This is a genomic window from Pseudomonas syringae group sp. J254-4, from assembly GCF_032586855.1.
In the GTDB taxonomy this organism is placed as follows: Bacteria; Pseudomonadota; Gammaproteobacteria; order Pseudomonadales; family Pseudomonadaceae; genus Aquipseudomonas; species Aquipseudomonas amygdali.
In genome coordinates this window covers 117,463-140,066 of the sequence record NZ_JAWHOO010000018.1, presented here as the reverse complement: position 1 = coordinate 140,066, position 22,604 = coordinate 117,463, and the positions used below count along the sequence as shown (strand labels likewise).

The following is a 22,604-nucleotide window of genomic DNA, read 5'->3' as shown; positions in this document are numbered from 1 at the left end:
CCAAGGCCTTGAGCGAGTAGGCGATAAACTACTGGCGCAATCCGACCAGCAGGCGGGTGGGTTGATATTTGACGTCGTCAGTGGTTTGATCACTGCAGAGATTGGTGGGTTTGCGGTCAAGTGGGTTGGGGGTAAGTGGGTTCAATCTGAGGCTAGCGTGAAAGGTGGTACCAACCTTGGGCTACCAGATAATCTTTTACCAGACGCCGATTTTGTTGGTCGTGGTGTTGTTCGGCCTGATCTGAAAGATCATCTCGTAGATGCGACTCGCTCAGGGAAGCAGATATCGGGAGGGCATGATATGGATAGTTTTATGCAAGCGCTAACTGAGTATTCAGGGACGATTTCATCGAAAATAGAGGTTGCTCCTGGAATCTATAAGGTCGAATATCAGCTGCCGAATTCTACAAAAGATGCAGTAAAGACAGTGTATGATCCAAAAACATATCCAGATATGCCAAATATGGCTAATGAAGCTGCTTACAAAGCGCTGCTTCAGTATCAGGTAACAGGTAATTCATTGCAGGAGGTTGTTGTGGGTAAAGTTAGATTTCAGGTTCCGATAAATATCAAGAGTGAGCAAATGTATGTCCCGACGGCATTTCCAGTCGGTGTCGTTAAGTGAAGTGGGGAAAGCTTCCGGGGGACGACAGGGACTTATTGTTCTGGGTGCTCTGGTTCGCTATACAATATTATTCTGATGTCAGCTTGGAAAAGCTTTTAAAGAGATTTTTTACACATGGCAGTGGGCTTTTGGGGGACCCGGGCTGGGAATTTGAATTTTTGAGAAATGAGGTTGGTTATGAGTCCTATGATTTCTCCGCGGATGTCAACTTTAGTGGGATAGAACCGGCGCACATGAACTACAGCGCTGAAATCGTTCGCGAAGCTCTAAAGGATTCTTTGCTTGCCCTTGCTGATAAAGAACCGACAAAAGCTGATGAGGTGGTTAGCCTCATAATTAAGTATGGACTTTGAATTGGTGAGAAAGATCCAGCTGTCAGCTCTCATTGTTATTTTGATGTTGAATTAATGTTCGGCGCTGAGCTGTAGCTTACTAAGGGTAAGTACCTACCACGACACGCTTACAGACAGGATCGTGGGTGGCCGGTAGTGCTACGTCCTATAATCGGCTGCTTCACAGTACACGTTTCTGATAAGCAGATGGTTTACGCCAAAAACGTGAAGGAAGGATGGCTGACACCTGAGGAAACGGCCGGGCTTGATCAGTGGTTCAAAGACACGAGCTGGCTCGATGCTCAGAAGGGGAGATCAATAACAGATGTAAAAGAGCGTGCTACTCTGCTTACCGACCTGATGGCTGCAGCAGGGATGACGTTGCTGGGCGGAAGATCATCCGTTGGTACGAGTACACTGGGTGCAAAAGCATCTGCCCAGATCGACAGTCCGCCCGTGAAGAAAGGATGGAAGGTTGGTGATGATGTTTATAATCAAACGGCTAAAGGTCACGACCCTTCTTGGTCTGCTGTCCGGGCTAGGTTTTGGAAAAACGAGGCATCTGCTCCCGATGCTGCGAGTACATATGGATCAGAGAACCTTGATCGAATGAGTAAAGGGCTCGCACCGCAGCGATATAATGCGGATAAAGGTGGAGTTGAGTCACGAACCCATTCCTGCTCGGGATGGAGGGAAAGACTTTGTTCCTCGTTGGCCGCAAGATCACGCCGCTGTCGATCCTTACCGAAAGCCAGGATATTGATAAATGACGGAAACACTGTCTTCAATTTTTCAGCGGACTCGAGGGGCTCCTATTGAAGTTGCTGAGGGGCTTGCGCACCCGATTTTTCAAAAAAAGATTAGGGCAGGCCGAAGCAGATTCTTGGCTCGAAGGTTGAAATCATCTAAACAGCTGGTGTCTGGACTGCGTTTAAAAGTGGTAAAGGGCGAGCTAGAAGTAAATAACCAGCGTCACTCTGAAATAATTTTATGGTCTGATACTAGCCCGGAGTCAGTTTTTTTTACGGTGGTGTCCAAAAAAGCTTGCGAGCTAAAGGTCTGGAATGTATGGCGTGTGAACGATATCGTGCAGGCTTGGGTTGGGAACGCAGGAATTGTAATAAATGAGGAGGGTTGCATAAAAAAATTGGAGTGTAGTGGCGGTACTGAGGTAGTCGACTTTTCTACTTTAGTTTTCCAGATCGAGTCGATTGATTAATATTCACTACTCGGTGCAAAAGAGACAGGTTCCATCAGTCCTGGTCCCAAAATCCCTCCAAAATTGCAACCTCTATCGAATCCTCCTCAGGGGGCAGTTATTCCTCCGGCTGGGTGAGTCGTCCAGGTAAAACACAAGGCAGTACAATATATTATCCACCGGGATCCGACCCAAGTGCTCCAAGCAGCACATACATTCGGTTGATGCCTTCAGGCTCAACGCCAGTTCCCGGTCTGGAGAATGGCTACTGGATATCGGTGAAAAATGGACAACCTATAAACCCGGCCACGGGTGGAACTGGTGCAAGGGGAGATACGCATGTACCACTGCCACCTAATACCGTGCTGCCTAAACGTTAAGAGGAAAATATGATTAACGAATCAGATTTGGCGGAGTTAAGGTCAGCAGTGCTGACAGGTGTGACTATTGGTGTAGGTTCGCAGATTCTTATTTTCGGAAATGGAGTGACCTTATTAATTCAGTGTCCTTTTAAAAGCAATAGTAAACACGGCGAGCGGTGGGGGCACGGTGAGAAAGTTGCTACTGGTATACTGTTTCTTGATTTTTTGAATCATAAAATTGAGAATGCATTTCTTGATGCGGGGGGAGTATTAGTGCTTGATTTTGGAGGTGTGGGATCTTTGGTGATTGTTCCAGATTTAAATGGTTTGGAATCTTATGTTCTGACGACAAAGTTTGGTGTGTCTCCAATATTAGTAATTTGATGATGCAAAAGCGGCAGGTGGTGCGGTAGAACTAATATTTGACAAGGCTACCCGGGCTTGGACAAATATGGAGCATTGCCCCCGCCAACCTTTATTGGCCCAATAGATGAAGGGGCGCAGAAGTAGTGGGTAGAATATTAGAGCTTTATTCAGCACTGCAGCAAAATACACTCTCTATTAATATGGGCTCGAAAAATCTAGATGAGGTGTAAGAACTAATTCGTGCCGTAAAAAACTACCTGAAAAAGAAAATATTTCCTTTGAGTTTCAGTTAGGTACTACTTTTGTGGGTACCATTGATGATGGTGTTATTGATCGAGTCTTGCTGGAGGAGCTGCTTGTGCCGTGGCGAAATCATATCAAAGGCAAAAGTTGAGTTGGTCCAAAAGGCGTTCCCTCTACTGCTGAGTCAGGAGCGAGCAGCGCGGCCAGTGCTGCTAGACCTATAATGCAGATGGCTGCTGAGCAGGCCGCTGGAGCCAGGGCAACTACACAAATCACTAGCTATTCAAATCACGCATTAGAACAATTTGCAGGAGGGGATGGCGGCATTGGTGTAACCCAGTCTGCACTCAGTGGCGCTTGGTCTGACCTACAAAAATTGAATATGTCCTTTCAAGCTTGGGGGGACTTGGACTCAGATAGGCAACGGGCTTTGCAGTAGGCAGGCATGGTCGATCGGAAAGGTGATGTTTTAATTGGCGGAGATAGGTAATGAGTTATAAAAATTCTCCTGTTTATGACAGAAGCACTGTTGAAAAAGCTTTGGACTCAAAGGAAATAAAATCTGTTTGTGAGGCATTGTTGTCAATTGCTTTTTATGATCCAGACTGGGAGTGAGCGCAGAGAAAGTTTTTGGATGGGCTTGAAAGTAGCAATCCTGATATTAGGGGGTTGTCGGCAACTTGCCTGGGACATGTCGCTAGAATTCATCAGAAACTAGATAAAGTTAGGGTGATTACGGCCTTTCGTGATCATTTAAATGATAGCGCGATTTCAGGGCAGATAGAGGGTGCACTGAGTGATATTGATACGTTTGTAAAGTGATTTTTTGACTATTGATTGGTTTTGCAGAGTGAATGATATAGTTAGCGCGTCAAGTGAAATGGCGTGCTGTTTAGCCTTCGAGCTAATATAAGGCTGCTGGCGTGATATGAAAAATATGATCAAAGGGCGGTTGCAGGAACCGAGTGCAACACGATCGTTGAGTTGACCCGACCGGTGCATTGATTGCCGGTAACAATCTGGTCAACGCCGGCCTGATAGAAGCTGGTAACCGGCTCGATCTGCTCGCGGGCAATGACCTGATCAACACTGCTGGCGGCATCATCACAGGCCATGATGTCTCACTGACCGCGATCAACGACGACGTCATCAACAAGGGCAGCGTGCTGGAAAGCGGCCGCTACATGACCATCCAGGCCAGCCGCGACGTCACCATCGTCCCGACCGAAGTCAGCAACATCCTGTTCAGTGGCTGATTTCAGCTTTCCAGCATTCATATGCTCATGGTGTTTTATTATTCCCGTGAGGATATCCATAACCAAACAGCCATCTGCGGGGAACTCCAAGCCCCCGCAGCGCTGTCCGACAACAAACGTCCGTTAAAACGGAGCCCAAGGCACCACTGATTTCATCGGTACAAACGCTGCCGTGCAATCGACCGGCGCGCCGTCACCTGGACTGCCGGACACCGTGATGTCGTCTTTTATCGAAGGCACCAGTTTGTTGAAGAAGCTTACCGGCCCTGGGCCAATTGTGAAGTGGGTGGCGGTAAGCGCTGTGAAGGTTGGTTGAGTACCGTCAAAGACAACGTTATCCAGCGTGATCAGAATCGGCCGTTTATGGCCATTGTCACTGTAACCGGCGAAGGTCATCTTGCCGCCACCGAATCGCGGACTGTTCAGGTAGTGGAAGCCCTTCACTGTGATGTCGCTGAGATCGGGGTACGAGGTTCCGCTGGCACTGCCGTAGTTGGTGTCGAACACCAGCGGGAATTTGACGTTGCGCATGCATACATTTTCGTAACGGATACCGTCTACCTTTCCACCGTTCTTGGCGCTCGTCTTTATTCTTAGCCCGATGCCGTCCTGGCTGTCTCCGCCATCTGCCGCCAAATCCACAACGCTGACATTGTGTACGCCGCCGTTGGTTTCACTGCCGATGGACAGGCCGTGGCCATAATAAAAATGATTGTGCGCGAACATCAGGTCCCGGCTCCCGGAGATCCGGCTGGACTTTATCGCTACGTTGTCATCACCTGTGCTGATGTAGGAGTAGGCCAGCAATACTTTGTTCGATTGACCGGGGTCGAAGCCATCGGTGTTCTTCACGGTTTCCGGGGTAAAGCAGGTCCCTGGGGTCTTCTGGTCGGGCGTCGAGCCGCTCGGGCAGTGGTAGCCTTCTACACTGTAGACCCGGCTTGGATTCAGAATCTTGATCCCCCAGACAGTCACCCCGGTCACGCCGTCAGTCACAATGTTGAAGTCCGGAGCGTTTTGCAGCGTCAGCCCCTGGATAACGAAGTCCGTTCCGCCACTGACCTGTATAAGGCGCGGCTTTTGTTGATAAACGTTGGACAAGGTCTTCTGGTAAACAAGGTCCCACCAGCTGCGCAGATTGGCATTCGCCCCGGCGGTAAGCAGGCTGCCGCCGCGACCATCGATAACGCCTTTGCCTATGACGCCGCTGGAGTGGGTGTTTTTGGCCGAAATCAGTGAGCTGCAGGCATCCTGATTGGCAATTGTAGTGACGCCGCAAGTGCCTTTGCCGTTGTCGTAGTCCTTGGGGTTACGTGACGCAAACAGCGTTACGCCTTCGTCTATCCAGAGCGTGACGCCGGATTTCAATTGCAGAGGCCCGCTGAGGAATGCCGAGTTGTCGCCTTCACCTTTGACAAGCTGTACGGCTTGTCCGGCAGCACACCCATTGATTGCACTCTGGATATTCTCCTGGTCAGGCCTGGAGTCGAGCGCCGAAGTGTCAGCGCTGTCCAGCGAACCGTCTCTGGGAGTCAGGTGCGCTTGAAGTTGCTTGCAGACTGGTGGGCTGGGTGGCTCGCTTATGGTGCCCCATGGTGTCACCACGGCTGCCTCGCTGGCCGCCTGCGCGGGCAGGGTGAAAGTCAGTGACATGGCCACGGAAGCGGCCATCCAGGAGGTCTGCCGAAAAGTGTTGATGGCGAATTGTAGGGGACCTGGCATCTATGAGACCTGTGATAGTGAGTAACCATGTTGGGTCGGCCAAGATATTTTAGAGATGTGTCAAATAGAAAGGCGCTACAAATTATTTCTTTGTCATGTTCCGCGATTAGTGCATCCGTAGACGGTTTCAAGAACGGTTCTCATCGGCGGTAGCCAATCCAGAAACTTCTGGTAAATCGGTTTTTTGGCGTTAGAATCGGCGCGCCTTCAGAAGTCGGGCCGATATTCACTGAATATCAGCCATATGCTTGATTGCACATGGCGCAGCCTTTGTCAGGCGATGTATGCGTAAAGCTGGAGGGCCTTGGTTGATAAGGGTTTCCGGCTTTTTTATTGCCTGTATTTCGGGTGTAAACTTGCCTTTCGCGCTCTAGCGCCTTCAGGTCCCGCAAACATGACACAGATCTCCGAACGTTTCCTGGTGCAGGCTCATCTCGATGCGAAGCAGCCCAAGGCATTGAGCCCTGCAGAGCAGGCGCGTTACCGAGCCGACATCGCTGCCGAGCTCAAGAAGCAGGACGCCGTACTGGTCGCCCACTATTATTGCGACCCGGTCATTCAGGCCCTGGCCGAGGAGACCGGCGGTTGCGTGGCCGACTCTCTGGAAATGGCCCGCTTCAGCAATAACCACGCTGCCAGCACTGTATTGGTTGCGGGTGTGCGTTTCATGGGCGAAACCGCGAAGATTCTCAACCCGGAAAAACGCGTGTTCATGCCGACGCTCGAAGCCACCTGTTCGCTTGACGTAGGGTGCCCGGTCGATGAGTTTTCCGCATTCTGCGATCAGCACCCGGAGCGTACCGTGGTGGTTTATGCCAACACCTCGGCAGCGGTCAAAGCCCGTGCGGACTGGGTAGTGACCTCAGGCTGCGCGCTGGAGATCGTCGAAAGCCTGATGGACAACGGTGAGAAAATCATCTGGGCTCCAGACAAGCATCTGGGCCGCTACATCCAGCGTGAAACCGGTGCCGATATGTTGTTGTGGGACGGTGCCTGCATTGTCCACGAAGAATTCAAATCCAAGCAGCTTGAAGACATGAAAGCCTTGTATCCCGAGGCTGCGATTCTGGTTCACCCGGAATCGCCGGAAGCAGTGATCGAGCTGGCTGATGTGGTCGGCTCCACCAGTCAGATGATTGCCGCCGCGCAGCGCTTGCCCAACAAGACGTTCATCGTGGCCACCGACCGGGGCATCTTTTACAAGATGCAGCAGTTGTGCCCGGACAAGATCTTCATCGAGGCGCCTACGGCCGGTAACGGCGCTGCATGCCGAAGCTGTGCACATTGCCCGTGGATGGCGATGAATACGCTTGAGCGCACCTTGCAGTGCCTGCGCGAGGGTAGCAACGAGATATTCGTTGACCCGGCGCTGATCCCCAACGCCGTACGCCCGTTGCAGCGCATGCTGGACTTCACTCAGGCGGCGCGCTTGCGACAAGCGGGCAATGCCTGACAGGCGTAATGAAAAAGCCCGACGCTCTTGCGTCGGGCTTTTTCATTCGGACATCAGTTCATCATGTCCTTGACCATCCGCTCTTGTTCAATCAGATCCTTTTGCCGTGCATCGATGCGTGACGCTAGCTGAAAGTTGTTGGCCGCGCGGCGTTTGGCAAAGTCCAGCTGCTGGATTGCCTGACGGAAATCGCCGACCAGTGCGAAATATTCGGCACGCGCCTGATGCAGGCCGATGGTGTTGCCATTCAGGCCACGGGTTTCCGCTACGACGTACCAGATGTCCGGATCATCCGGCCGGGTCTTGAGCAGCGCTTCAAGGCTTTTTTCGGCTTCGGCGGTGCGGTTCTGCTTGAGCAGCACGTCAATACGCACATCATTGAGCGGGTAGCTGCCAGGGTACAGCGTCAGCATGCGATCGACCCGTTGCTGGGCATCGGCCAAGCGGTTATTGGTGATGTCCAGGTCGATCTGCGTCAGATTATAGGTGATGTCGTTTGGCGCTTTTTCGATTAATGGCTTGAGGGTTTCTCTGGCTTCGTTCAGTTGCCCACCCTTGATCTGTGCGATGGCCAGACCATAGCGAGCTGGATCGGATTTCGGGTTTTCAACCAGCTGCGCACGAAAGCGCTTGGCGGCGATACCTGGTGTTTCTTCGTATATCAACGCAACGCGGGCGCGCATCAGTTGATACAGCACGCTGTCTTCCTTACCGCCCGGTTTGGCCTGTTCGGCACGGTTGCGTGTGTCGGCGATCCGCGATTCGCTGACCGGGTGAGTCAGCAGAAACTCCGGAGGTCTGGCGTCGAATCGATATTGGCGCATGAGGCGCTCGAACATGGTCGGCATGTTGCGCGGGTCATAACCAGCCTTCTCCAGATTGAGAATGCCGATACGGTCGGCCTCCTGCTCGTTCTGGCGCGAAAAGCGACGTTGCTCCTGGATTGCAGCCGCCTGTGAGCCGGCGATGGTTGCGATACCGGCATCACCGGCACCTGCGGCAGCCATGACAATACCCGCCAGCATCGCGGCCATTACCGGCACCTGCATGCGTTGCTGGGCCTCCATGCCTCTGGCGAAGTGGCGTTGCGACAAGTGAGCCAGTTCGTGGGCCAGTACAGACGCGTATTCGCCCTCGGTCTGGGCATTGAGGAACAGGCCACCGTTGACACCGATGATTCCGCCGGGTGCGGCAAAGGCGTTGAGTTGCGGGCTGTTGATCAGGATGAATTCAAGGCGCCGGTCCTGAACCTGGCTGGTCTCGGCAAGGCGATACACCGAGGTCTCGACGTAGTCCTTGAGTTGCGGGTCTGACAGTTGCGCGACCTGGCCACGCAGCAACCCCAGCCATGCTCGACCCAAACGGTGTTCCTGTTCGGGGGAGACAATCGAGGAGCTGGCGTCGCCAAGTGAAGGCAGGTCATCCGCCATGCCGTGTGTAGCGAACAGGCAAGCGAGGGTGAGCAGTGTAGGACGCAAAAAATTCATGCACGAAGCTCTGGTCAGAAGAACCTGTACTGTAGCTGGCTCAATGGCGTGCTGACCAGAGTGAGGTATTCTTGCCGCCTTATCCGCCATGCCTTTTCGGACATGGTTTGTAATTCGATGTGTCCGCCTGGAGAGAAACGATGTCTGACGCTGTAGTGCGCCCCGAGGTGTGTGACGCCGAGCTGGATGCCAGTGGTCTCAACTGTCCATTGCCTCTGCTGAAAGCCAAGATGGAGCTCAATCGTCTGGCCAGCGGCGCGGTGCTGAAGGTGATCGCGACTGACGCCGGGTCACAGCGGGATTTTCGAACCTTTGCCAGACTTTCCGGGCATGAGTTGCTGCATGAAGAGGTCGACGCCGGCACTTATCTTTACTGGCTACGCAAGGCTTGAACCGCCACCGCCGTTTTTTTTGAAAAGGATGTTTGATGTTCAATGTGCTTCGCAATTGGGTGCAACGCTACTTCTCCGATGAGGAGGCGGTGGTACTGGCGGTCTTGCTGTTTCTGGCGTTTACCCTTGTCCTGACCCTGGGCGGAATGCTCGCGCCGGTCATTGCGGGGCTGGTGCTGGCCTTCCTGATGCACGGGCTGGTCAGCGTTCTGGAGCGCCTGCGCATGCCGGAAATGGCCGCAGTCGGCCTGGTATTCACGCTGTTCATTGGTGTACTGCTGCTGTTCCTGCTGGTGCTGGTACCGCTGCTCTGGCACCAGTTGATCACGCTGTTCAATGAGGCACCGGGCATGCTTGCCAAGTGGCAGTCGGTGCTGCTGTTGCTGCCCGAACGCTACCCGCATTTGGTTTCCGACGAGCAAGTGTTGCTGGCGATCGAAGTCGCCCGTGGTGAAGTGGGCAAGCTCGGTCAATTGGCGCTGACCTTCTCGATCTCCAGCCTGCCATTGCTGGTCAACCTGATGATCTACCTGGTGCTGGTGCCGATTCTGGTGTTCTTCTTCCTCAAGGACCGGCACATGATCGGCCGCTGGGCACGCGGCTATCTGCCTCGCGAGCGTGCATTGATCAACCGGGTGGCGGAGGAGATGAAGCGGCAGATTGCCAATTATATTCGCGGCAAGGTCATCGAGATTTTCATCTGTGGTGGCGTGACCTACATCGCTTTCGCCGCACTCGGGCTCAACTACGCAGCGTTGCTGGCGATGCTGGTGGGTATATCGGTGGTCGTGCCTTATGTCGGCGCGGTAGTGGTCACAGTGCCGGTGGCGTTGATCGGACTGTTCCAGTGGGGCTGGGGTGATCAGTTCATCTATCTGATGATTGCCCACGGCATCATCCAGGCGCTGGATGGCAACGTTCTGGTGCCGTTGCTGTTTTCCGAAGCTGTCAATCTGCACCCGGTTGCAATCATCTGCGCCGTACTGCTGTTTGGCGGGCTGTGGGGGTTCTGGGGGATCTTCTTTGCGATTCCGCTGGCCACGCTGTTCAAGGCCGTGCTCGATGCCTGGCCGCGTAATGAGCCCACTGTGGCACCGCTGCTTTAAGCAGCAAGGCTGGATCGCTGCGGCACCTTGCGTGCCGCAACGCTCAGCGGCAGATCAGCCTTTGTTCAGGGCCTCGGCCTGCGCCAGTACTTCAGCCACATGGCCCGGCACTTTAACGCCGCGCCATTCCTGACGCAGTACGCCTTCCTTGTCGATCAAAAAGGTGCTGCGGTCAACGCCCAAGTATTCCTTGCCGTACAGCTTTTTGAGCTTGATGACATCGAACAGCTGGCAGACGGCTTCGTCCTTGTCCGAAATCAGCTCGAACGGGAAAGACTGCTTGGCCTTGAAGTTTTCATGGGTCTTCAGGCTGTCTCGGGAAACACCGAGCACAACCGTATTGGCCGCCTGAAACTGCGCGATATGGTCACGAAAGTCCTGACCCTGCGTGGTGCAGCCGGGCGTGTTGTCTTTCGGGTAAAAATAAATCACGACCTGCTGACCCTTGAGCGCAGACAGCTCTACGGTCTGTCCGCTGGTCGCGGGTGCCTGAAAGTCGGGAACCGGTTGATCTACTGTGACGGTCATGGGAACTCCTTACATTGGGGCTTGTGGGCGCCAGGGTTCGATCAGTGCGTCGAGATTCAGCGCGTCGGCGAAATCGAGGAATTGATCGCGCAGCCAGCTGATCTGTGTGCCTGCAGGCAGTGTCACCGTGAATGTGGCATTAAGCATGGTGCCACCGGTCTGCGGAGCCTGATACGTGTCACAGATCAGATTTTCCAGCTCGACGTTATGGTCAATGAAGAACTGGCACAGCTCATTGATGATGTCCGGGCGGTACGCCGAGCTGACGTAAGCCACGTAGGGCAGGGCTTCCGGGCGATTCTCCAGGGTAGCGCTGCGCACCACGCTGGTGGTGAACGCATGCTTCTTGGAGAGGCTCGACAAGCCGGTTTCAAGGCGCGCCAGAGCGTCCCAGCTGCCTGACACCTGAAGAATAAGCGCACTGCACTCACCGTGGCGAGTGAGGCGCGAGGTGACGACCGAGCAGCGGTTTTCATGGCTGGCGCGGCACAGGACGTTGGTCAGCTCCATGGGGTTGGCGCCAAGGGCACTGATGACAAGGAATTGTTCGCGAACTGTGGGGGTGGACGACATGCAGCATTCCTAGACGATGAGCGGTCGGTACTTTTTCGGACTTGCGGGGCTGTTTCGACAATCGATGGCGCAAGATACCTTCCCGGGTCCCGGAGCGCCTGCCTTGCATGGAAGGACCATGACGGGGCTGGAGTGCACTGGGGCAGGGCTTCTGGCGACAAATTCGACCGATTGAGCGAGGTGCGCAGGTGACCAGTACCGATCAAAGGACGAAGGGTAGCGAAAACCATCGCTCAGGGGAATGCTCAGAGCGCGGTACTTCGCTTGTACAAGGCTGATAGCGCCAGTACCATTACGGCTCTCTTTTTCCGGCAGGAGCGGTTGCATGATTGCGGGCAGTATGGTGGCACTGGTCACACCAATGGATGCACAAGGTCGTCTGGACTGGGACAGCCTGAGCAAACTGGTTGACTTCCACTTGCAAGAGGGCACCAACGCCATTGTTGCCGTAGGCACCACCGGTGAATCGGCGACGCTGGATGTGAGCGAACACATCGAGGTCATCCGCCGTGTGGTTGCTCAGGTTGCAGGACGTATTCCGGTCATCGCCGGTACAGGCGCCAATTCGACGCGCGAAGCCGTCGAGCTGACCACCAACGCCAAGACCGCTGGCGCCGATGCGTGCCTGCTGGTAACGCCTTATTACAACAAGCCGACGCAAGAAGGCCTGTTTCAGCATTTCAGCCACATCGCCAATGCCGTAGACATCCCGCAGATCCTCTACAACGTGCCGGGCCGTACTGCCTGCGACATGCTGCCAGAAACTGTTGCGCGTCTTTCCACGGTCAAAAACATCATCGGCATCAAGGAAGCCACCGGCAACCTGCAGCGCGCCAAGGACATTCTGGCCAGCGTCAGCAGTGATTTTCTGGTGTACTCCGGTGACGACGCTACGGCAGTCGAGTTGATGCTGCTGGGCGGCAAGGGCAATATTTCCGTCACCGCCAACGTTGCACCGCGCCTTATGAGCGATCTGTGCGCAGCGGCCATGCGTGGCGATGCCGAGACGGCACGGGCGATTCACGAAAAGCTCATGCCGCTCAACAACACCCTGTTTATCGAATCCAACCCTATCCCCGTGAAGTGGGCCTTGCATGAAATGGGTAAGATGCCAGCCGGTATCCGTCTGCCGCTTACCTGGCTCAGCGAAGCCTGTCACGAACCGCTGCGTCAGGCCCTGCGCCAGTCCGGCGTCCTGGTTTAATTGAGGAAGTATCACGCAATGAAGCGATTGGCCGGACTTTCCGCACTTGCTCTTATTATCTCCAGCACCAGCGGTTGCGGTTGGCTCTGGGGCGAAGATGGTTACTTCCGTGATCGCGGTAGCGATTACCTCCAGGCCACCCAGACCCCACCCATGCAGGTGCCTGCCGATGTGTCCGGCGTCAAGCGCCTGGACCCGTTGCTGCCGATCCCGCGCAATGTGGCTGACAGCACTCAGAAAGACGGCGAGTACACCGTGCCGCGTCCTCAGCCGCTGGGCACGACTTCCGAGTCGAGCGACTTCAGCCTGCAGAAGAGTGGTGATGCTCACTGGATCCTGGCTCAGCGTCAGCCGGCCGAAGTCTGGCCGGTGGCCCACCAGTATTTCGAAGACAACGGTTTCCGTATCGCCGAAGAGCGTCCACAGACGGGCGAATTCAGCTCCTCGTGGCAGCGCCTCGATGAGCTGTCCGCTTCGGTGGCCAAGCGTCTGAGCGCTGCAGGCGTCTCGGCCGACTCGGAAACCCGTGTACGTGTTCGCATCGAGCCGGGCGTGCAGCGCAATACCAGTGAAGTCTACGTGGTCAGCGTCGAGCGTCCTGCCGGCAGCACGGCCGATGTGGCGTTCCCGACCCGTACCACCAATCTCGGCCTTGATGCCGCGCTGACCGACGACCTGCTGGCCAGCATGGGCCGCAACGCTGAAAAGGGCGGTTCGATTTCCCTGCTGGCAGCGCGTGACTATGACACCCCGAGCCGTGTTGCCTTGAGCGAAGACGGTAGCGGCAACCCGGTATTGAACCTCGGCGCCGATCTCGACCGTGCGTGGTCGAGTGTCGGCCGCGCGCTGGATCAGGGTGACTGGCGCGTCGAGGACATCAACCGCAGCCTGGGTCTGTACTACATCAACCTGGCCGAAAAGGCCAAAACGCCTGAAAACGAGCCTGGTTTCTTCGGTCGCCTGTTTGGCAGCAAGTCGAGCAAGGAAGAGATCGATGCCCGTGCCGAGCGTTATCAGGTTCGCCTGAGCAAGGTGGGTGACAACGTTCAAGTGACCGTCGAGAAGAACATCAACACCGTTGCGCCTGCGGATATCGCGCGTCGGGTGTTGAGCGTTATTCAAGACAACCTGGGTTAAGTGCGTTTCGCGGTTCTCGGCAGCGGCAGTCGTGGCAACGGCACGCTGGTCGCAAGCAACGATACGTACGTACTGGTCGATTGCGGTTTCTCCCTTCGGGAAACCGAGCGGCGCCTGGCGCGTCTGGGCGTTTCGGCAGGCCAGCTGAGCGCTATTCTGGTAACCCACGAACATGCCGATCATGTGCATGGCGTGGGTTTGCTGTCGCGGCGCTACAATGTGCCGGTCTACCTCAGCAGCGGCACCTTGCGCGGTATGCGCAAGCCGGTTGAAGTTGCCGGTTTGCTGGCGGGCGGGGAGAGCTTGCAGGTGGGCGCACTGGGCATCGATGTGGTGTCTGTCGCCCATGATGCGCTTGAACCGACGCAGTTTGTCTTCAATGACGGCAAGCGCCGCTTCGGTCTGCTGACCGACCTGGGCTCTTACTGCTCCAACGTATTGCAGCGTTATCAAGGCCTGGATGCCTTGATGATCGAGGCCAATCACTGTCGCGACATGCTTGCCCGAGGCCAGTATCCGGTCTTTCTCAAGCAGCGCGTTGGCTGTGAAACAGGTCATTTGAACAATCATCAGGCCGCCAGCCTGGTGAGCGAGCTGGGATGGCAGGACCTTCAGCACCTGGTGCTGGCGCATCTGAGCAGCAAGAACAACCTGCCGCATCTGGCCCGGCAATGTTTTGTCGACACCCTTGGGTGCGACCCGGACTGGCTGCAACTGGCCGATCAAGATTCAGGGCTCGACTGGCGACATATCGCCTAGCCCAACTACTTAGCAAGCGGAGCCCATCATGGAAAAACGTGAAGAACTCTACCGCGGCAAAGCCAAATCGGTTTACAAGACCGACGACGCTGACCGCTTGATCCTGCTGTTCCGTAACGACACTTCGGCGTTCGACGGCAAGCGCATCGAACAACTGGACCGTAAAGGCATGGTGAACAACAAGTTCAACGCCTTCATCATGCAGAAGCTTGAAGAAGCGGGTATTCCGACCCAATTCGACAAGCTGCTGGGCGACAACGAGTGCCTGGTCAAGAAGCTGGACATGATCCCGGTCGAATGCGTCGTGCGTAACTACGCCGCTGGCAGCCTGGTCAAGCGCCTGGGCATCGAAGAGGGCACCAAGCTCAATCCGTACACCTTCGAACTGTTCCTCAAGGACGACGCCAAGGGCGACCCGTTCATCAACGAATCCCACGTTGTAGCGTTCGGCTGGGGTACCGCCGAGCAACTGGTTCGCATGAAAGAGCTGTCGATCAAGGTCAATGAAGTCCTGACCAAACTGTTCGACGACGCTGGCCTGCTGCTGGTCGACTTCAAACTCGAATTCGGCGTATTCCACGGTGAAATCGTCCTCGGCGACGAATTCAGCCCGGACGGCTGCCGCCTCTGGGACAAGGACACTCGCAAGAAAATGGACAAGGACCGCTTCCGCCAGGGTCTGGGCGACGTCATCGAAGCTTACGAAGAAGTCGCAAACCGTCTGGGCGTGCCGCTGTAAGCGGAAAAAACACGCAAGCGCTTGATAGCACGAAAAAAAACAGCAGAAGGGCTTCGCCTTCTGCGCTGATACTGTTATGATGCGCGCCGTTGGAGAGATGCCAGAGTGGCCGAATGGGACGGATTCGAAATCCGTTGTACCTTCACCGGTACCTAGGGTTCGAATCCCTATCTCTCCGCCATTATTTGAAAAGCCCTGTGAATCTTTGATTCACGGGGTTTTTTGTTTTTGGGCTGTACTACCTCTCCCTTTCCCCGATTTGCCCCTTCTCCGACTCCCTTTTTCCGCAGTCGACGATAACTGGCCGGTCAGAACTAGCTGAATTGGTCCAGGATTTTTGGAGTGTTCAGGCGCTCGTTCCGCTCGTGCAGCACGCGGACGATGAATACGACCTGGCTGCGAACCACATAACTCACTAAGAAGGGGTAGCGAGTAAGTACCAGCTCGCGCACGTCCGGGGCTTGGGAAGGGCGTCCCATCCCTGTAAACGTTGCGAGCTGCTCAATGGACTCAAGAATAGTGGCTACGACTTCGTCAGCTCTCTGATGGCCCATCAGCCCAGCATAATGCTCATGAATCGCTTCAAGATCGCTATCGGCTTTTTCACTTAACTCGATTTGCGGCACGTGCTACCCACTTGGCTTTAACCGTTTCCAGATTGATAGTCTTCCCTGCATCAATGTCGGCCAAGCCTTCGTCAATGGCTTTCAGGTGCCAGGCTTCTGCTTCGACATAGCGAGACAAAGCACGTTTCAGGTGGTACTGACGATCACGGTCCGTGGCAAGCGCTAGCTGGTCAAGCATTTCGACCAAGCCTTCTTCAACACGGAATGACAAAACAGGCGATGCCATATCGGCCTCCACGGATGGTGGTTGTAAACAATGTATACAGAGGCTTGGAACGTATACTTGATACCTTGATCATGCAACAGATTTGTCTGCTTTTCGCCGAGTTGCTATTCATTTTTGGAAAATCGACAGCCACCCCGAACGACTGAACAAAGTCAGAACGATTAAGCCCCCATCACCAACCCCAAACTATTCACCCCTTTCGGTTTCCCCTTTAGCCCTTTCTGATCTATACCTTGGGTTCAACGTTTTGTGAGGCGAGGAGCTATCAGATGTCGGACGTAGATCAGGTACAAAAGTCGCAACCCTCTCCCAGTCAGAGCCATGATGACGTGATTGCCCAGTTCAAGTGGCAGGGCAAGCAGATCGACTGGTTGCTGCAATGGCTGGTCAAGTTTGTCGCAAACACCAAGGTGGAGCTGGGCGTGACGCTGTCGGTGGGCGGGAATCTGGTTTCCGGGCATCTGATTTCTCACGACACCTATTTTGAGCAGTTGGCCGACGATATTTCGGCGCCGTTCAGTTCGTTTGCCAATGGCACTGACGCGACGATGAAAGAAATGATTCTGTCCTTCAAGCCGGGAGAGTCTTCCGAAGACACGCCAGCATTCCATTTCATTCACTTGAAGGATTGCCGGACCTATTCCACTGACGGTAATCCGATTTGCGACGCAGGTGTGTTGTGGCGCGGCAGGATCTCGGCGGTGGACGGCTTCACCATCGGGCTCATCGCTGAAAAACCAGGCGTGTCCTGACCTTTTCAGGCCCCGGCTTTCGTCGGGGCGTTCTCATCCATTCTGATGATGGTCTCCAGCGTGCTATGTGCACCCGCTGGTCTGGAAAGCTGCGCCGGTAGTAGCGTCACTTAGCCATTCTTTGCGCGACAAAATGTCGCAATGGGCCTTTAGCCGGGTAATATGTTCGCCCTGACCTTACACGCCGAATGGTTTTCGGCATGGCCTGATAGAGAACTGGCGACAAGAAAAAATAACAAGAAACGAGCCAGGCTGCCCGCCCCGGTCGACGTAAAGAATTAATGAGTAGACGAAAAAGGCGATTAGAGAAAATGACCAAAACTTCGCGACCTTTGTACATTTCCTACGCAGGACCCGCACTGCTGGAAATGCCCCTGCTGAACAAAGGCAGTGCCTTCACCCCGCAAGAGCGGGTCGAATTCAATCTGATCGGGTTGCTGCCGCAGAACGTAGAGACCATCGAAGAGCAAGTCACCCGGGTCTACAGCCAGTACAAGCAGTGCGCGAGCGATCTGGACAAGCATATCTACCTGCGTTCGATCCAGGACAACAACGAAACCCTGTTTTTCCGCCTGTTGGACTCTCATCTGGACGAGATGCTGCCGATCATTTACACCCCGACGGTGGGTCAGGCGTGTCAGGAATTCTCCAAGATCTACCGCACGCACCGTGGCCTGTTCATTTCCTATCCCGAGCGCGACCGCATCGATGACATTCTGCGTAGCGCCACCAAGGACCGGATCAAAATCATTGTCGTGACCGACAGCGAGCGAATTCTCGGTCTGGGCGACCAGGGCATCGGCGGCATGGGCATTCCGATTGGCAAACTGTCGCTGTACACCGCCTGTGGCGGGATCAGTCCGGCGTACACGCTGCCGATCGTGCTGGATGTCGGCACCAATAACCGTGAGTTGCTGGATGACCCGATGTACATGGGCTGGCGTCACGAGCGGGTATCGGGCAAGGAATACGAAGACTTTATCGCCTTGTTCATCGAAGCCGTACAGCGTCGCTGGCCCGACGTGTTGTTGCAGTTCGAAGATTTTGCCCAGTCCAATGCCATGCCGTTGCTTGAGAAGTATCGGGATGAGCTGTGCTGCTTCAACGATGACATTCAGGGCACTGCGTCGGTTGCCGTGGGTACATTGCTGGCGGCCTGCAAGGCCAAGAATGAAACCCTTGGCCAGCAGAAAGTGGTGTTTGTCGGTGCCGGTTCGGCAGGCTGCGGGATTGCCGAGCACATCATCGCAGCGATGCGCATCGAAGGCCTGAGCGAAAGCGAAGCGCGCAAACGTATCTTCATGGTTGATCGCTTCGGCCTGCTGACCGAGGGTATGGATAACCTGCTCGATTTCCAGAAGCGTCTGGCGCAAAAGACCGCCGATGTGTCTGGCTGGACTGCTGGCACAGAAGCCTTCCCGCAGTTGCTCGACGTAGTGACGAACGCCGGGGCTACGGTGTTGATCGGCGTGTCCGGGCAGCGTGGTCTGTTCACCGAACAAGTGATTCGCGAACTGCACAAGCATTGCGCCAAACCGCTGGTAATGCCGCTATCCAATCCGACTTCCAAGGTTGAGGCCACTCCGGAAGAAATTCTGCGCTGGACGGATGGCAATGCGCTGGTTGCTACCGGCAGTCCGTTCGCGCCGGTGGAGATCAACGGTCGCACCGTGCACATCGCTCAGTGCAACAACTCCTATATCTTTCCAGGCATCGGCCTTGGCGTGGTGGCTTGCAAGGCGTCGCGCATCACCGACCGCATGCTGATGGCGGCGTCCAATGCGCTGGCCGAGTGTTCGCCGATGGTCACGGGGCAGGGCGATGCGGTGTTGCCGCCGCTCAAGGAGATCCAGCAGGTGAGCCGCAAAATTGCGCTGGCTGTCGCCAAAGAGGCCCAGGCTGAAGGCTTGGCACTGGAAACCTCCGAAGAGGCACTGCTTGAAGCCATCGAACGTAATTTCTGGCTGCCGGGCTATCGTGCCTATCGCCGTCGTTCGGTCTGATCGAGCGCTTTCAGATAGACAGCGTCTGCGCGAGCCTGCTTGCGCAGATGCTGTATTGGCGGGGTTATTGAACGTTCATAGGCGCGTATTGCTTCACGGTGAAATAAGCTTCATTCACCCGATCCTCTCACCGTTTTCACATAAAATTGATGAAGCGCTGCCTAGAGTGCGCGCCATCGGGGAGTTACCTGGCTCCTGAATGCCCGATGCATATTAATTCGATAAGCAGACCACGATGCCGACACCCAGAACTGTTCGTCCAGAGGTTGTTACCTTACTTGCCAGTGCCTTTCTGTTACTGGGTTTCAATATAAATCTGTGGCAGCATCTTTTCGCGATTACCAGCTCCGATGCCAAAGGCCTGGCCATGCGCTTTGCGTTCGGGCTGATGATTTTCTGCGTATTCAATATCGTTCTGACGCTGTTGGCATTTCGTCGTGTGTTTAAACCCGTGGTGATCGCTCTGTTTATGATCAGCGCCGGGGTGGTGTATTTCATGACCGAGTACGGTGTCATGATTGACGCCGGGATGTTCCGAAACTTCGCCGAAACCAACGTGACGGAAGTGCAGGGGCTACTGTCTTTTAAACTGGCGTTGTATATCGTTCTGTTGGGTGTACTGCCTTCGCTGATTCTGTGGAAACTGCCGATCAGCTACCGTCGCTGGCACCTGGAACTGTTCAGCAAGCTGGTGGTAGGTGTGGTCTGTTGCGTGGCAATAGGCGGCGTTGCGCTGGCGAATTATCAAGGCTTGTCCTCGTTGTTCCGCAACCATCACGAATTGCGCCTGATGGTCGTGCCAAGCAATTACATCGGTGCCTCGATTGGCTACCTGAGCGAGCAGGTGATCTCCGCACAGCGCCCGTTCGTCAAGATTGGCGAGGACGCCAAACGGTCGGCTGACTGGGCCACGCATGCCCGCAAGTCGTTGACCGTACTGGTGGTGGGCGAAAGTGCCCGTGCCGAAAACTTCGGGATTCTTGGCTATGGCCGCGATACCACGCCCAACCTCAACAAGGAGAGCGGGTTGGTGGCGTTTACCGATGTTTACTCGTGTGGCACCGAAACCGCAGTGTCGGTGCCGTGCATGTTCTCCAACATGGGTCGCAAGAACTACAACGCAACCAAGGCCCGTAATCAGGAAGGTTTGCTGGATGTCCTGAAACGTGCCGGTATAGAAGTGGTATGGCGTGATAATCAGGCGGGCTGCAAAGGGACCTGTGATCGAGTGACCTTCCAGGATGTCAGCAATCTCAAGGACCCGCTGCTGTGCAACAGCCACGAATGCCGCGACGAGATACTGTTGCAAAACCTGCAGGGGTTTATCGATAGCCTCGACAAGGACACTGTTCTGGTCCTGCACCAGATGGGCAGCCATGGCCCTGAATACTTCAAGCGTTACCCTAAAGAGTTTGAAAAGTTTACGCCGGTGTGTGAAAGCAATGCCTTGAACAATTGCAGCCGGGACAGCATCGTCAATGCCTACGACAATACACTGTTGTATACCGATCACGTACTGGCCACGTTGATTGATCTGTTGCGCAGCAATCAAAACAAGGTCGACACTGCCATGGTGTACCTGTCGGACCATGGCGAGTCGCTTGGCGAGTACAACTTGTTCTTGCACGGCACACCGTATGTGCTGGCTCCTGATCAGCAAAAGCATGTACCGATGCTTATCTGGTTGTCCGATACCTACCAGAAGTCCTTTGCCGTCAGCCCGGAGTGCCTGGCCAAACAGCGTAATGCGCCGTTGAGCCAGGACAACCTCTTTCATTCAATGCTCGGCTTGTTGAAAGTCGACACCCAGGTCTACAACCCAAGCCTGGATATGTTTGCCGGGTGCCGCACTGAGCTGGCCGCCGCCGACAAGCAGTAAAATGTGTGCTTGCTCAGGATAGAGATCGTTTCCACGCCTGCGTGGAGGCGATCACCCTTGGCCCTTTTGCCAGGCAACAGCCCCTCCTGTCTGTCATTTGCGTGAAGATACGCCAGACCGGGACGACAGACGCGCGATAATCTCCCATCACGATATATACTGCGCGCCATTGTTGAAGGGAGAGCCGTGTGGCCATCGATATTCACTGGATTCGCGACGACGACAGCCTCGCCCGGCATTGCGCAGAATGGCAGTTGCTGCCTTTTGTCGCGCTCGACACCGAGTTTATGCGGGTCGATACTTTTTATCCGATAGCAGCGCTACTGCAGATTGGCGACGGGCAAAGCGCCTGGCTTATTGATCCTTTGCTGATCAACGACTGGCGGCCGCTGTCCGCGTTGCTTGAAAACCCCGACGTCATCAAGGTGGTGCACGCGTGCAGCGAGGACCTCGAAGTTCTGCTGCGTCTGACTGGCAGCCTGCCGGTGCCGTTGTTTGATACCCAGTTGGCAGCCGCTTACCTGAACCTCGGTTTTTCCATGGGCTATTCACGTCTGGTGCAGGAGGTCCTCAATATCGACCTGCCCAAGGGCGAAACCCGTTCTGACTGGCTGCAACGTCCGCTGTCAGAAACGCAGATCAGCTATGCCGCTGAAGATGCAGTGCACCTTGCCGAACTGTTCGCCATCCTGCGTCCGCGTTTGTCCGATGACAAATACGCCTGGCTGCTGGATGACGGTGCCGAACTGGTCGCCAACCTGCGCCGCGAAGTTGACCCGTACGAGGTGTACCGTGAGGCCAAACTGGCCTGGAAACTGTCCCGCGCCCAATTGGCGGTGCTGCGTGAGCTGTGTGCCTGGCGTGAGCGTGAGGCGCGCGCCCGCAACCTGCCGCGCAACCGTATTGTGCGCGAGCACTCGCTGTGGCCATTGGCCAAGACGCAGCCGGACAACCTCGCTGCACTGGGGCGTATCGAAGACATGCACCCGCGCACCGTTCGCCATGACGGCGAGTTTCTGCTTGAGCTGATAAAGACCGCAGGTACGCTTCCACCAGAAGAGTGGCCGCCTGCATTGCCTGAGCCACTGCCCATTGATGCAGCCGGGTCGATCAAGCGTCTGCGTGCAATCGGTCAGCAATACGCCGAGCAGCTGGACATGGCTCCAGAGTTGATGCTGCGCAAGAAGACTCTCGAAGCGCTGCTCAAGAGCGGCTACCCCGACGGTCCTTACCAATTGCCCGACTCGCTGCGTGGCTGGCGTCGCGAGTTGATGGGGCAGGCGCTGCTGGACAGCCTGGCCACCCCCGGAGAACAGTCTTGAAGCGTATCTGCTCGATTTATCGCAGCCCGAAAAGAAACGAGATGTACCTTTACGTCTTGAAAAGCGATGTCCTCAAACGCGTGCCGCCTGAACTGCTGGTCGCGTTTGGCAAGCCTGTTCATGCATTCGACCTGGTCCTGAGCCCCGAGCGTGCGCTGTCGCGCGAGGACATCAATGTGGTGCTGGATAATCTCGACAGCCAGGGTTATCACCTGCAGATGCCCCCTGCCGAAGATGACTACATCGAACATTTGCCGGAAGAGCTGCTGCGCCGCAACGATCCGATGTAATAGTTGCTCACGTTGTAAAGCAGT

23 protein-coding genes, 1 tRNA gene and 1 pseudogene are annotated in these 22,604 nt (G+C 55.1%); 19 read left to right on the top strand and 6 right to left on the bottom strand.

Annotated elements, in window-relative coordinates; translation table 11 throughout:
• The 6 genes and pseudogenes from RYB09_RS20280 to RYB09_RS20255 form a co-directional block, all read left to right on the top strand.
• Positions 1–625: CdiA family toxin C-terminal domain-containing protein (locus RYB09_RS20280; protein WP_316889929.1), on the top strand; the 625-nt coding region annotated here is incomplete at its 5' end.
• Positions 622–978 carry a hypothetical protein gene (locus tag RYB09_RS20275; RefSeq protein WP_058399682.1) on the top strand — a complete coding sequence of 119 codons (357 nt, stop codon included), beginning with the start codon at positions 622–624 and terminating at the stop codon, positions 976–978. The genes RYB09_RS20280 and RYB09_RS20275, both read left to right, overlap by 4 nt.
• Positions 979–1,723: 745 nt before the next feature.
• On the top strand, positions 1,724–2,176 hold the full coding sequence (locus RYB09_RS20270; protein ID WP_058399683.1) for a hypothetical protein: 453 nt from the start codon (positions 1,724–1,726) through the stop codon (positions 2,174–2,176).
• 368 nt (positions 2,177–2,544) lie between these two features.
• Positions 2,545–2,901, top strand: a complete 357-nt coding sequence (locus RYB09_RS20265; RefSeq protein WP_080396154.1) for a hypothetical protein — start codon at positions 2,545–2,547, stop codon at positions 2,899–2,901.
• A 714-nt stretch (positions 2,902–3,615) separates the two neighbouring features.
• The gene (locus RYB09_RS20260) at positions 3,616–3,741 is read left to right on the top strand and encodes a hypothetical protein (protein ID WP_264674875.1); all 126 of its coding nucleotides are present in this window, start codon (positions 3,616–3,618) and stop codon (positions 3,739–3,741) included.
• Between the two features lie 392 nt (positions 3,742–4,133).
• Positions 4,134–4,337 (top strand): annotated as a pseudogene (locus RYB09_RS20255) (filamentous hemagglutinin family protein); the annotation flags it as partial.
• Positions 4,338–4,505: 168 nt separating this feature from the next.
• Here RYB09_RS20255 and RYB09_RS20250 read toward each other — a convergent pair.
• Entirely contained in the window at positions 4,506–6,104 is a 1,599-nt protein-coding gene (locus RYB09_RS20250; protein ID WP_058399685.1) for a glycoside hydrolase family 28 protein, read from the bottom strand.
• 394 nt (positions 6,105–6,498) lie between these two features.
• Here RYB09_RS20250 and nadA point away from each other — a divergent pair, with 394 nt between their 5' ends.
• Positions 6,499–7,557 (top strand): quinolinate synthase NadA, encoded by a 1,059-nt coding sequence (gene nadA / locus RYB09_RS20245; protein WP_002552585.1) that lies wholly within the window; start codon positions 6,499–6,501, stop codon positions 7,555–7,557.
• A 53-nt stretch (positions 7,558–7,610) separates the two neighbouring features.
• On the opposite strand, the gene RYB09_RS20240 is transcribed toward nadA, so the two are convergent.
• Positions 7,611–9,044, bottom strand: a complete 1,434-nt coding sequence (locus tag RYB09_RS20240) for a M48 family metalloprotease (RefSeq protein ID WP_058399686.1) — start codon at positions 9,042–9,044, stop codon at positions 7,611–7,613.
• A 140-nt stretch (positions 9,045–9,184) separates the two neighbouring features.
• On the opposite strand from RYB09_RS20240, the gene RYB09_RS20235 reads away from it, so the two are divergent.
• On the top strand, positions 9,185–9,436 hold the full coding sequence (locus RYB09_RS20235; protein ID WP_002552587.1) for a sulfurtransferase TusA family protein: 252 nt from the start codon (positions 9,185–9,187) through the stop codon (positions 9,434–9,436).
• Between the two features lie 35 nt (positions 9,437–9,471).
• Positions 9,472–10,542, top strand: coding sequence for an AI-2E family transporter (locus RYB09_RS20230; RefSeq protein ID WP_058399687.1), 1,071 nt, complete (start codon positions 9,472–9,474; stop codon positions 10,540–10,542).
• A gap of 54 nt (positions 10,543–10,596) precedes the next feature.
• Here the strand turns inward: RYB09_RS20230 and RYB09_RS20225 are convergent, their stop codons facing one another.
• Together RYB09_RS20225 and RYB09_RS20220 are read right to left on the bottom strand one after the other, a co-directional pair.
• Positions 10,597–11,070 carry a peroxiredoxin gene (locus RYB09_RS20225; protein WP_002552589.1) on the bottom strand — a complete coding sequence of 158 codons (474 nt, stop codon included), beginning with the start codon at positions 11,068–11,070 and terminating at the stop codon, positions 10,597–10,599.
• Positions 11,071–11,079: 9 nt separating this feature from the next.
• A complete protein-coding gene (locus RYB09_RS20220; RefSeq protein ID WP_003317383.1) occupies positions 11,080–11,643 on the bottom strand; it encodes a glycine cleavage system protein R in 564 nt (187 codons plus the stop codon).
• 325 nt (positions 11,644–11,968) lie between these two features.
• Here RYB09_RS20220 and dapA point away from each other — a divergent pair, with 325 nt between their 5' ends.
• From dapA to RYB09_RS20195, 5 genes are all read left to right on the top strand, one after another.
• On the top strand, positions 11,969–12,847 hold the full coding sequence (gene dapA, locus RYB09_RS20215; RefSeq protein WP_004657692.1) for a 4-hydroxy-tetrahydrodipicolinate synthase: 879 nt from the start codon (positions 11,969–11,971) through the stop codon (positions 12,845–12,847).
• 18 nt (positions 12,848–12,865) lie between these two features.
• Entirely contained in the window at positions 12,866–13,984 is a 1,119-nt protein-coding gene (gene bamC / locus RYB09_RS20210; protein ID WP_058399689.1) for an outer membrane protein assembly factor BamC, read from the top strand.
• Positions 13,985–14,743: an MBL fold metallo-hydrolase gene (locus tag RYB09_RS20205; protein ID WP_316889922.1), complete on the top strand. Its 759-nt coding sequence runs from the start codon at positions 13,985–13,987 to the stop codon at positions 14,741–14,743.
• A gap of 28 nt (positions 14,744–14,771) precedes the next feature.
• A complete protein-coding gene (purC, locus tag RYB09_RS20200; protein ID WP_005740975.1) occupies positions 14,772–15,482 on the top strand; it encodes a phosphoribosylaminoimidazolesuccinocarboxamide synthase in 711 nt (236 codons plus the stop codon).
• Between the two features lie 91 nt (positions 15,483–15,573).
• Positions 15,574–15,663, top strand: a tRNA-Ser gene (locus RYB09_RS20195).
• 133 nt (positions 15,664–15,796) lie between these two features.
• Here the strand turns inward: RYB09_RS20195 and RYB09_RS20190 are convergent.
• Positions 15,797–16,108, bottom strand: a complete 312-nt coding sequence (locus tag RYB09_RS20190) for a type II toxin-antitoxin system RelE/ParE family toxin (RefSeq protein ID WP_058408898.1) — start codon at positions 16,106–16,108, stop codon at positions 15,797–15,799.
• Positions 16,086–16,334, bottom strand: a complete 249-nt coding sequence (locus tag RYB09_RS20185) for a CopG family ribbon-helix-helix protein (RefSeq protein WP_002552596.1) — start codon at positions 16,332–16,334, stop codon at positions 16,086–16,088. Before RYB09_RS20185 ends, RYB09_RS20190 begins: the two co-directional genes overlap by 23 nt.
• A 269-nt stretch (positions 16,335–16,603) precedes the next feature.
• Here RYB09_RS20185 and gvpU point away from each other — a divergent pair, with 269 nt between their 5' ends.
• The 5 genes from gvpU to RYB09_RS20160 all read left to right on the top strand — a co-directional run bounded on the left by gvpU (position 16,604) and on the right by RYB09_RS20160 (position 22,580).
• A complete protein-coding gene (gene gvpU, locus RYB09_RS20180; protein WP_002552597.1) occupies positions 16,604–17,086 on the top strand; it encodes a gas vesicle accessory protein GvpU in 483 nt (160 codons plus the stop codon).
• A 311-nt stretch (positions 17,087–17,397) separates the two neighbouring features.
• The gene (locus tag RYB09_RS20175; RefSeq protein ID WP_122258298.1) at positions 17,398–19,089 is read left to right on the top strand and encodes an NAD-dependent malic enzyme; all 1,692 of its coding nucleotides are present in this window, start codon (positions 17,398–17,400) and stop codon (positions 19,087–19,089) included.
• Positions 19,090–19,324: 235 nt separating this feature from the next.
• On the top strand, positions 19,325–20,968 hold the full coding sequence (locus tag RYB09_RS20170) for a phosphoethanolamine transferase (RefSeq protein ID WP_058399758.1): 1,644 nt from the start codon (positions 19,325–19,327) through the stop codon (positions 20,966–20,968).
• Between the two features lie 188 nt (positions 20,969–21,156).
• Complete coding sequence (gene rnd, locus RYB09_RS20165) at positions 21,157–22,290, top strand: ribonuclease D (RefSeq protein WP_002552602.1); 1,134 nt, start codon at positions 21,157–21,159, stop codon at positions 22,288–22,290.
• Positions 22,287–22,580, top strand: a complete 294-nt coding sequence (locus RYB09_RS20160) for a YcgL domain-containing protein (RefSeq protein ID WP_058399759.1) — start codon at positions 22,287–22,289, stop codon at positions 22,578–22,580. The genes rnd and RYB09_RS20160 overlap by 4 nt, the downstream gene beginning before the upstream one ends.
• Positions 22,581–22,604: the final 24 nt, after the last annotated feature.

Excerpts from the sequence above, each read along its gene's own strand:
- bamC (WP_058399689.1), top strand. The coding sequence starts at position 12,866 with ATGAAGCGATTGGCCGGACTTTCCGCACTTGCTCTTATTATCTCCAGC.
- RYB09_RS20185 (WP_002552596.1), bottom strand. The coding sequence starts at position 16,334 with ATGGCATCGCCTGTTTTGTCATTCCGTGTTGAAGAAGGCTTGGTCGAA.
- gvpU (WP_002552597.1), top strand. The coding sequence starts at position 16,604 with ATGTCGGACGTAGATCAGGTACAAAAGTCGCAACCCTCTCCCAGTCAG.
- RYB09_RS20175 (WP_122258298.1), top strand. The coding sequence starts at position 17,398 with ATGACCAAAACTTCGCGACCTTTGTACATTTCCTACGCAGGACCCGCA.
- RYB09_RS20235 (WP_002552587.1), top strand. The coding sequence starts at position 9,185 with ATGTCTGACGCTGTAGTGCGCCCCGAGGTGTGTGACGCCGAGCTGGAT.
- RYB09_RS20225 (WP_002552589.1), bottom strand. The coding sequence starts at position 11,070 with ATGACCGTCACAGTAGATCAACCGGTTCCCGACTTTCAGGCACCCGCG.
- dapA (WP_004657692.1), top strand. The coding sequence starts at position 11,969 with ATGATTGCGGGCAGTATGGTGGCACTGGTCACACCAATGGATGCACAA.
- RYB09_RS20240 (WP_058399686.1), bottom strand. The coding sequence starts at position 9,044 with ATGAATTTTTTGCGTCCTACACTGCTCACCCTCGCTTGCCTGTTCGCT.
- RYB09_RS20260 (WP_264674875.1), top strand. The coding sequence starts at position 3,616 with ATGAGTTATAAAAATTCTCCTGTTTATGACAGAAGCACTGTTGAAAAA.
- RYB09_RS20170 (WP_058399758.1), top strand. The coding sequence starts at position 19,325 with ATGCCGACACCCAGAACTGTTCGTCCAGAGGTTGTTACCTTACTTGCC.
- RYB09_RS20250 (WP_058399685.1), bottom strand. The coding sequence starts at position 6,104 with ATGCCAGGTCCCCTACAATTCGCCATCAACACTTTTCGGCAGACCTCC.
- nadA (WP_002552585.1), top strand. The coding sequence starts at position 6,499 with ATGACACAGATCTCCGAACGTTTCCTGGTGCAGGCTCATCTCGATGCG.
- RYB09_RS20270 (WP_058399683.1), top strand. The coding sequence starts at position 1,724 with ATGACGGAAACACTGTCTTCAATTTTTCAGCGGACTCGAGGGGCTCCT.
- RYB09_RS20220 (WP_003317383.1), bottom strand. The coding sequence starts at position 11,643 with ATGTCGTCCACCCCCACAGTTCGCGAACAATTCCTTGTCATCAGTGCC.
- purC (WP_005740975.1), top strand. The coding sequence starts at position 14,772 with ATGGAAAAACGTGAAGAACTCTACCGCGGCAAAGCCAAATCGGTTTAC.
- RYB09_RS20230 (WP_058399687.1), top strand. The coding sequence starts at position 9,472 with ATGTTCAATGTGCTTCGCAATTGGGTGCAACGCTACTTCTCCGATGAG.
- RYB09_RS20265 (WP_080396154.1), top strand. The coding sequence starts at position 2,545 with ATGATTAACGAATCAGATTTGGCGGAGTTAAGGTCAGCAGTGCTGACA.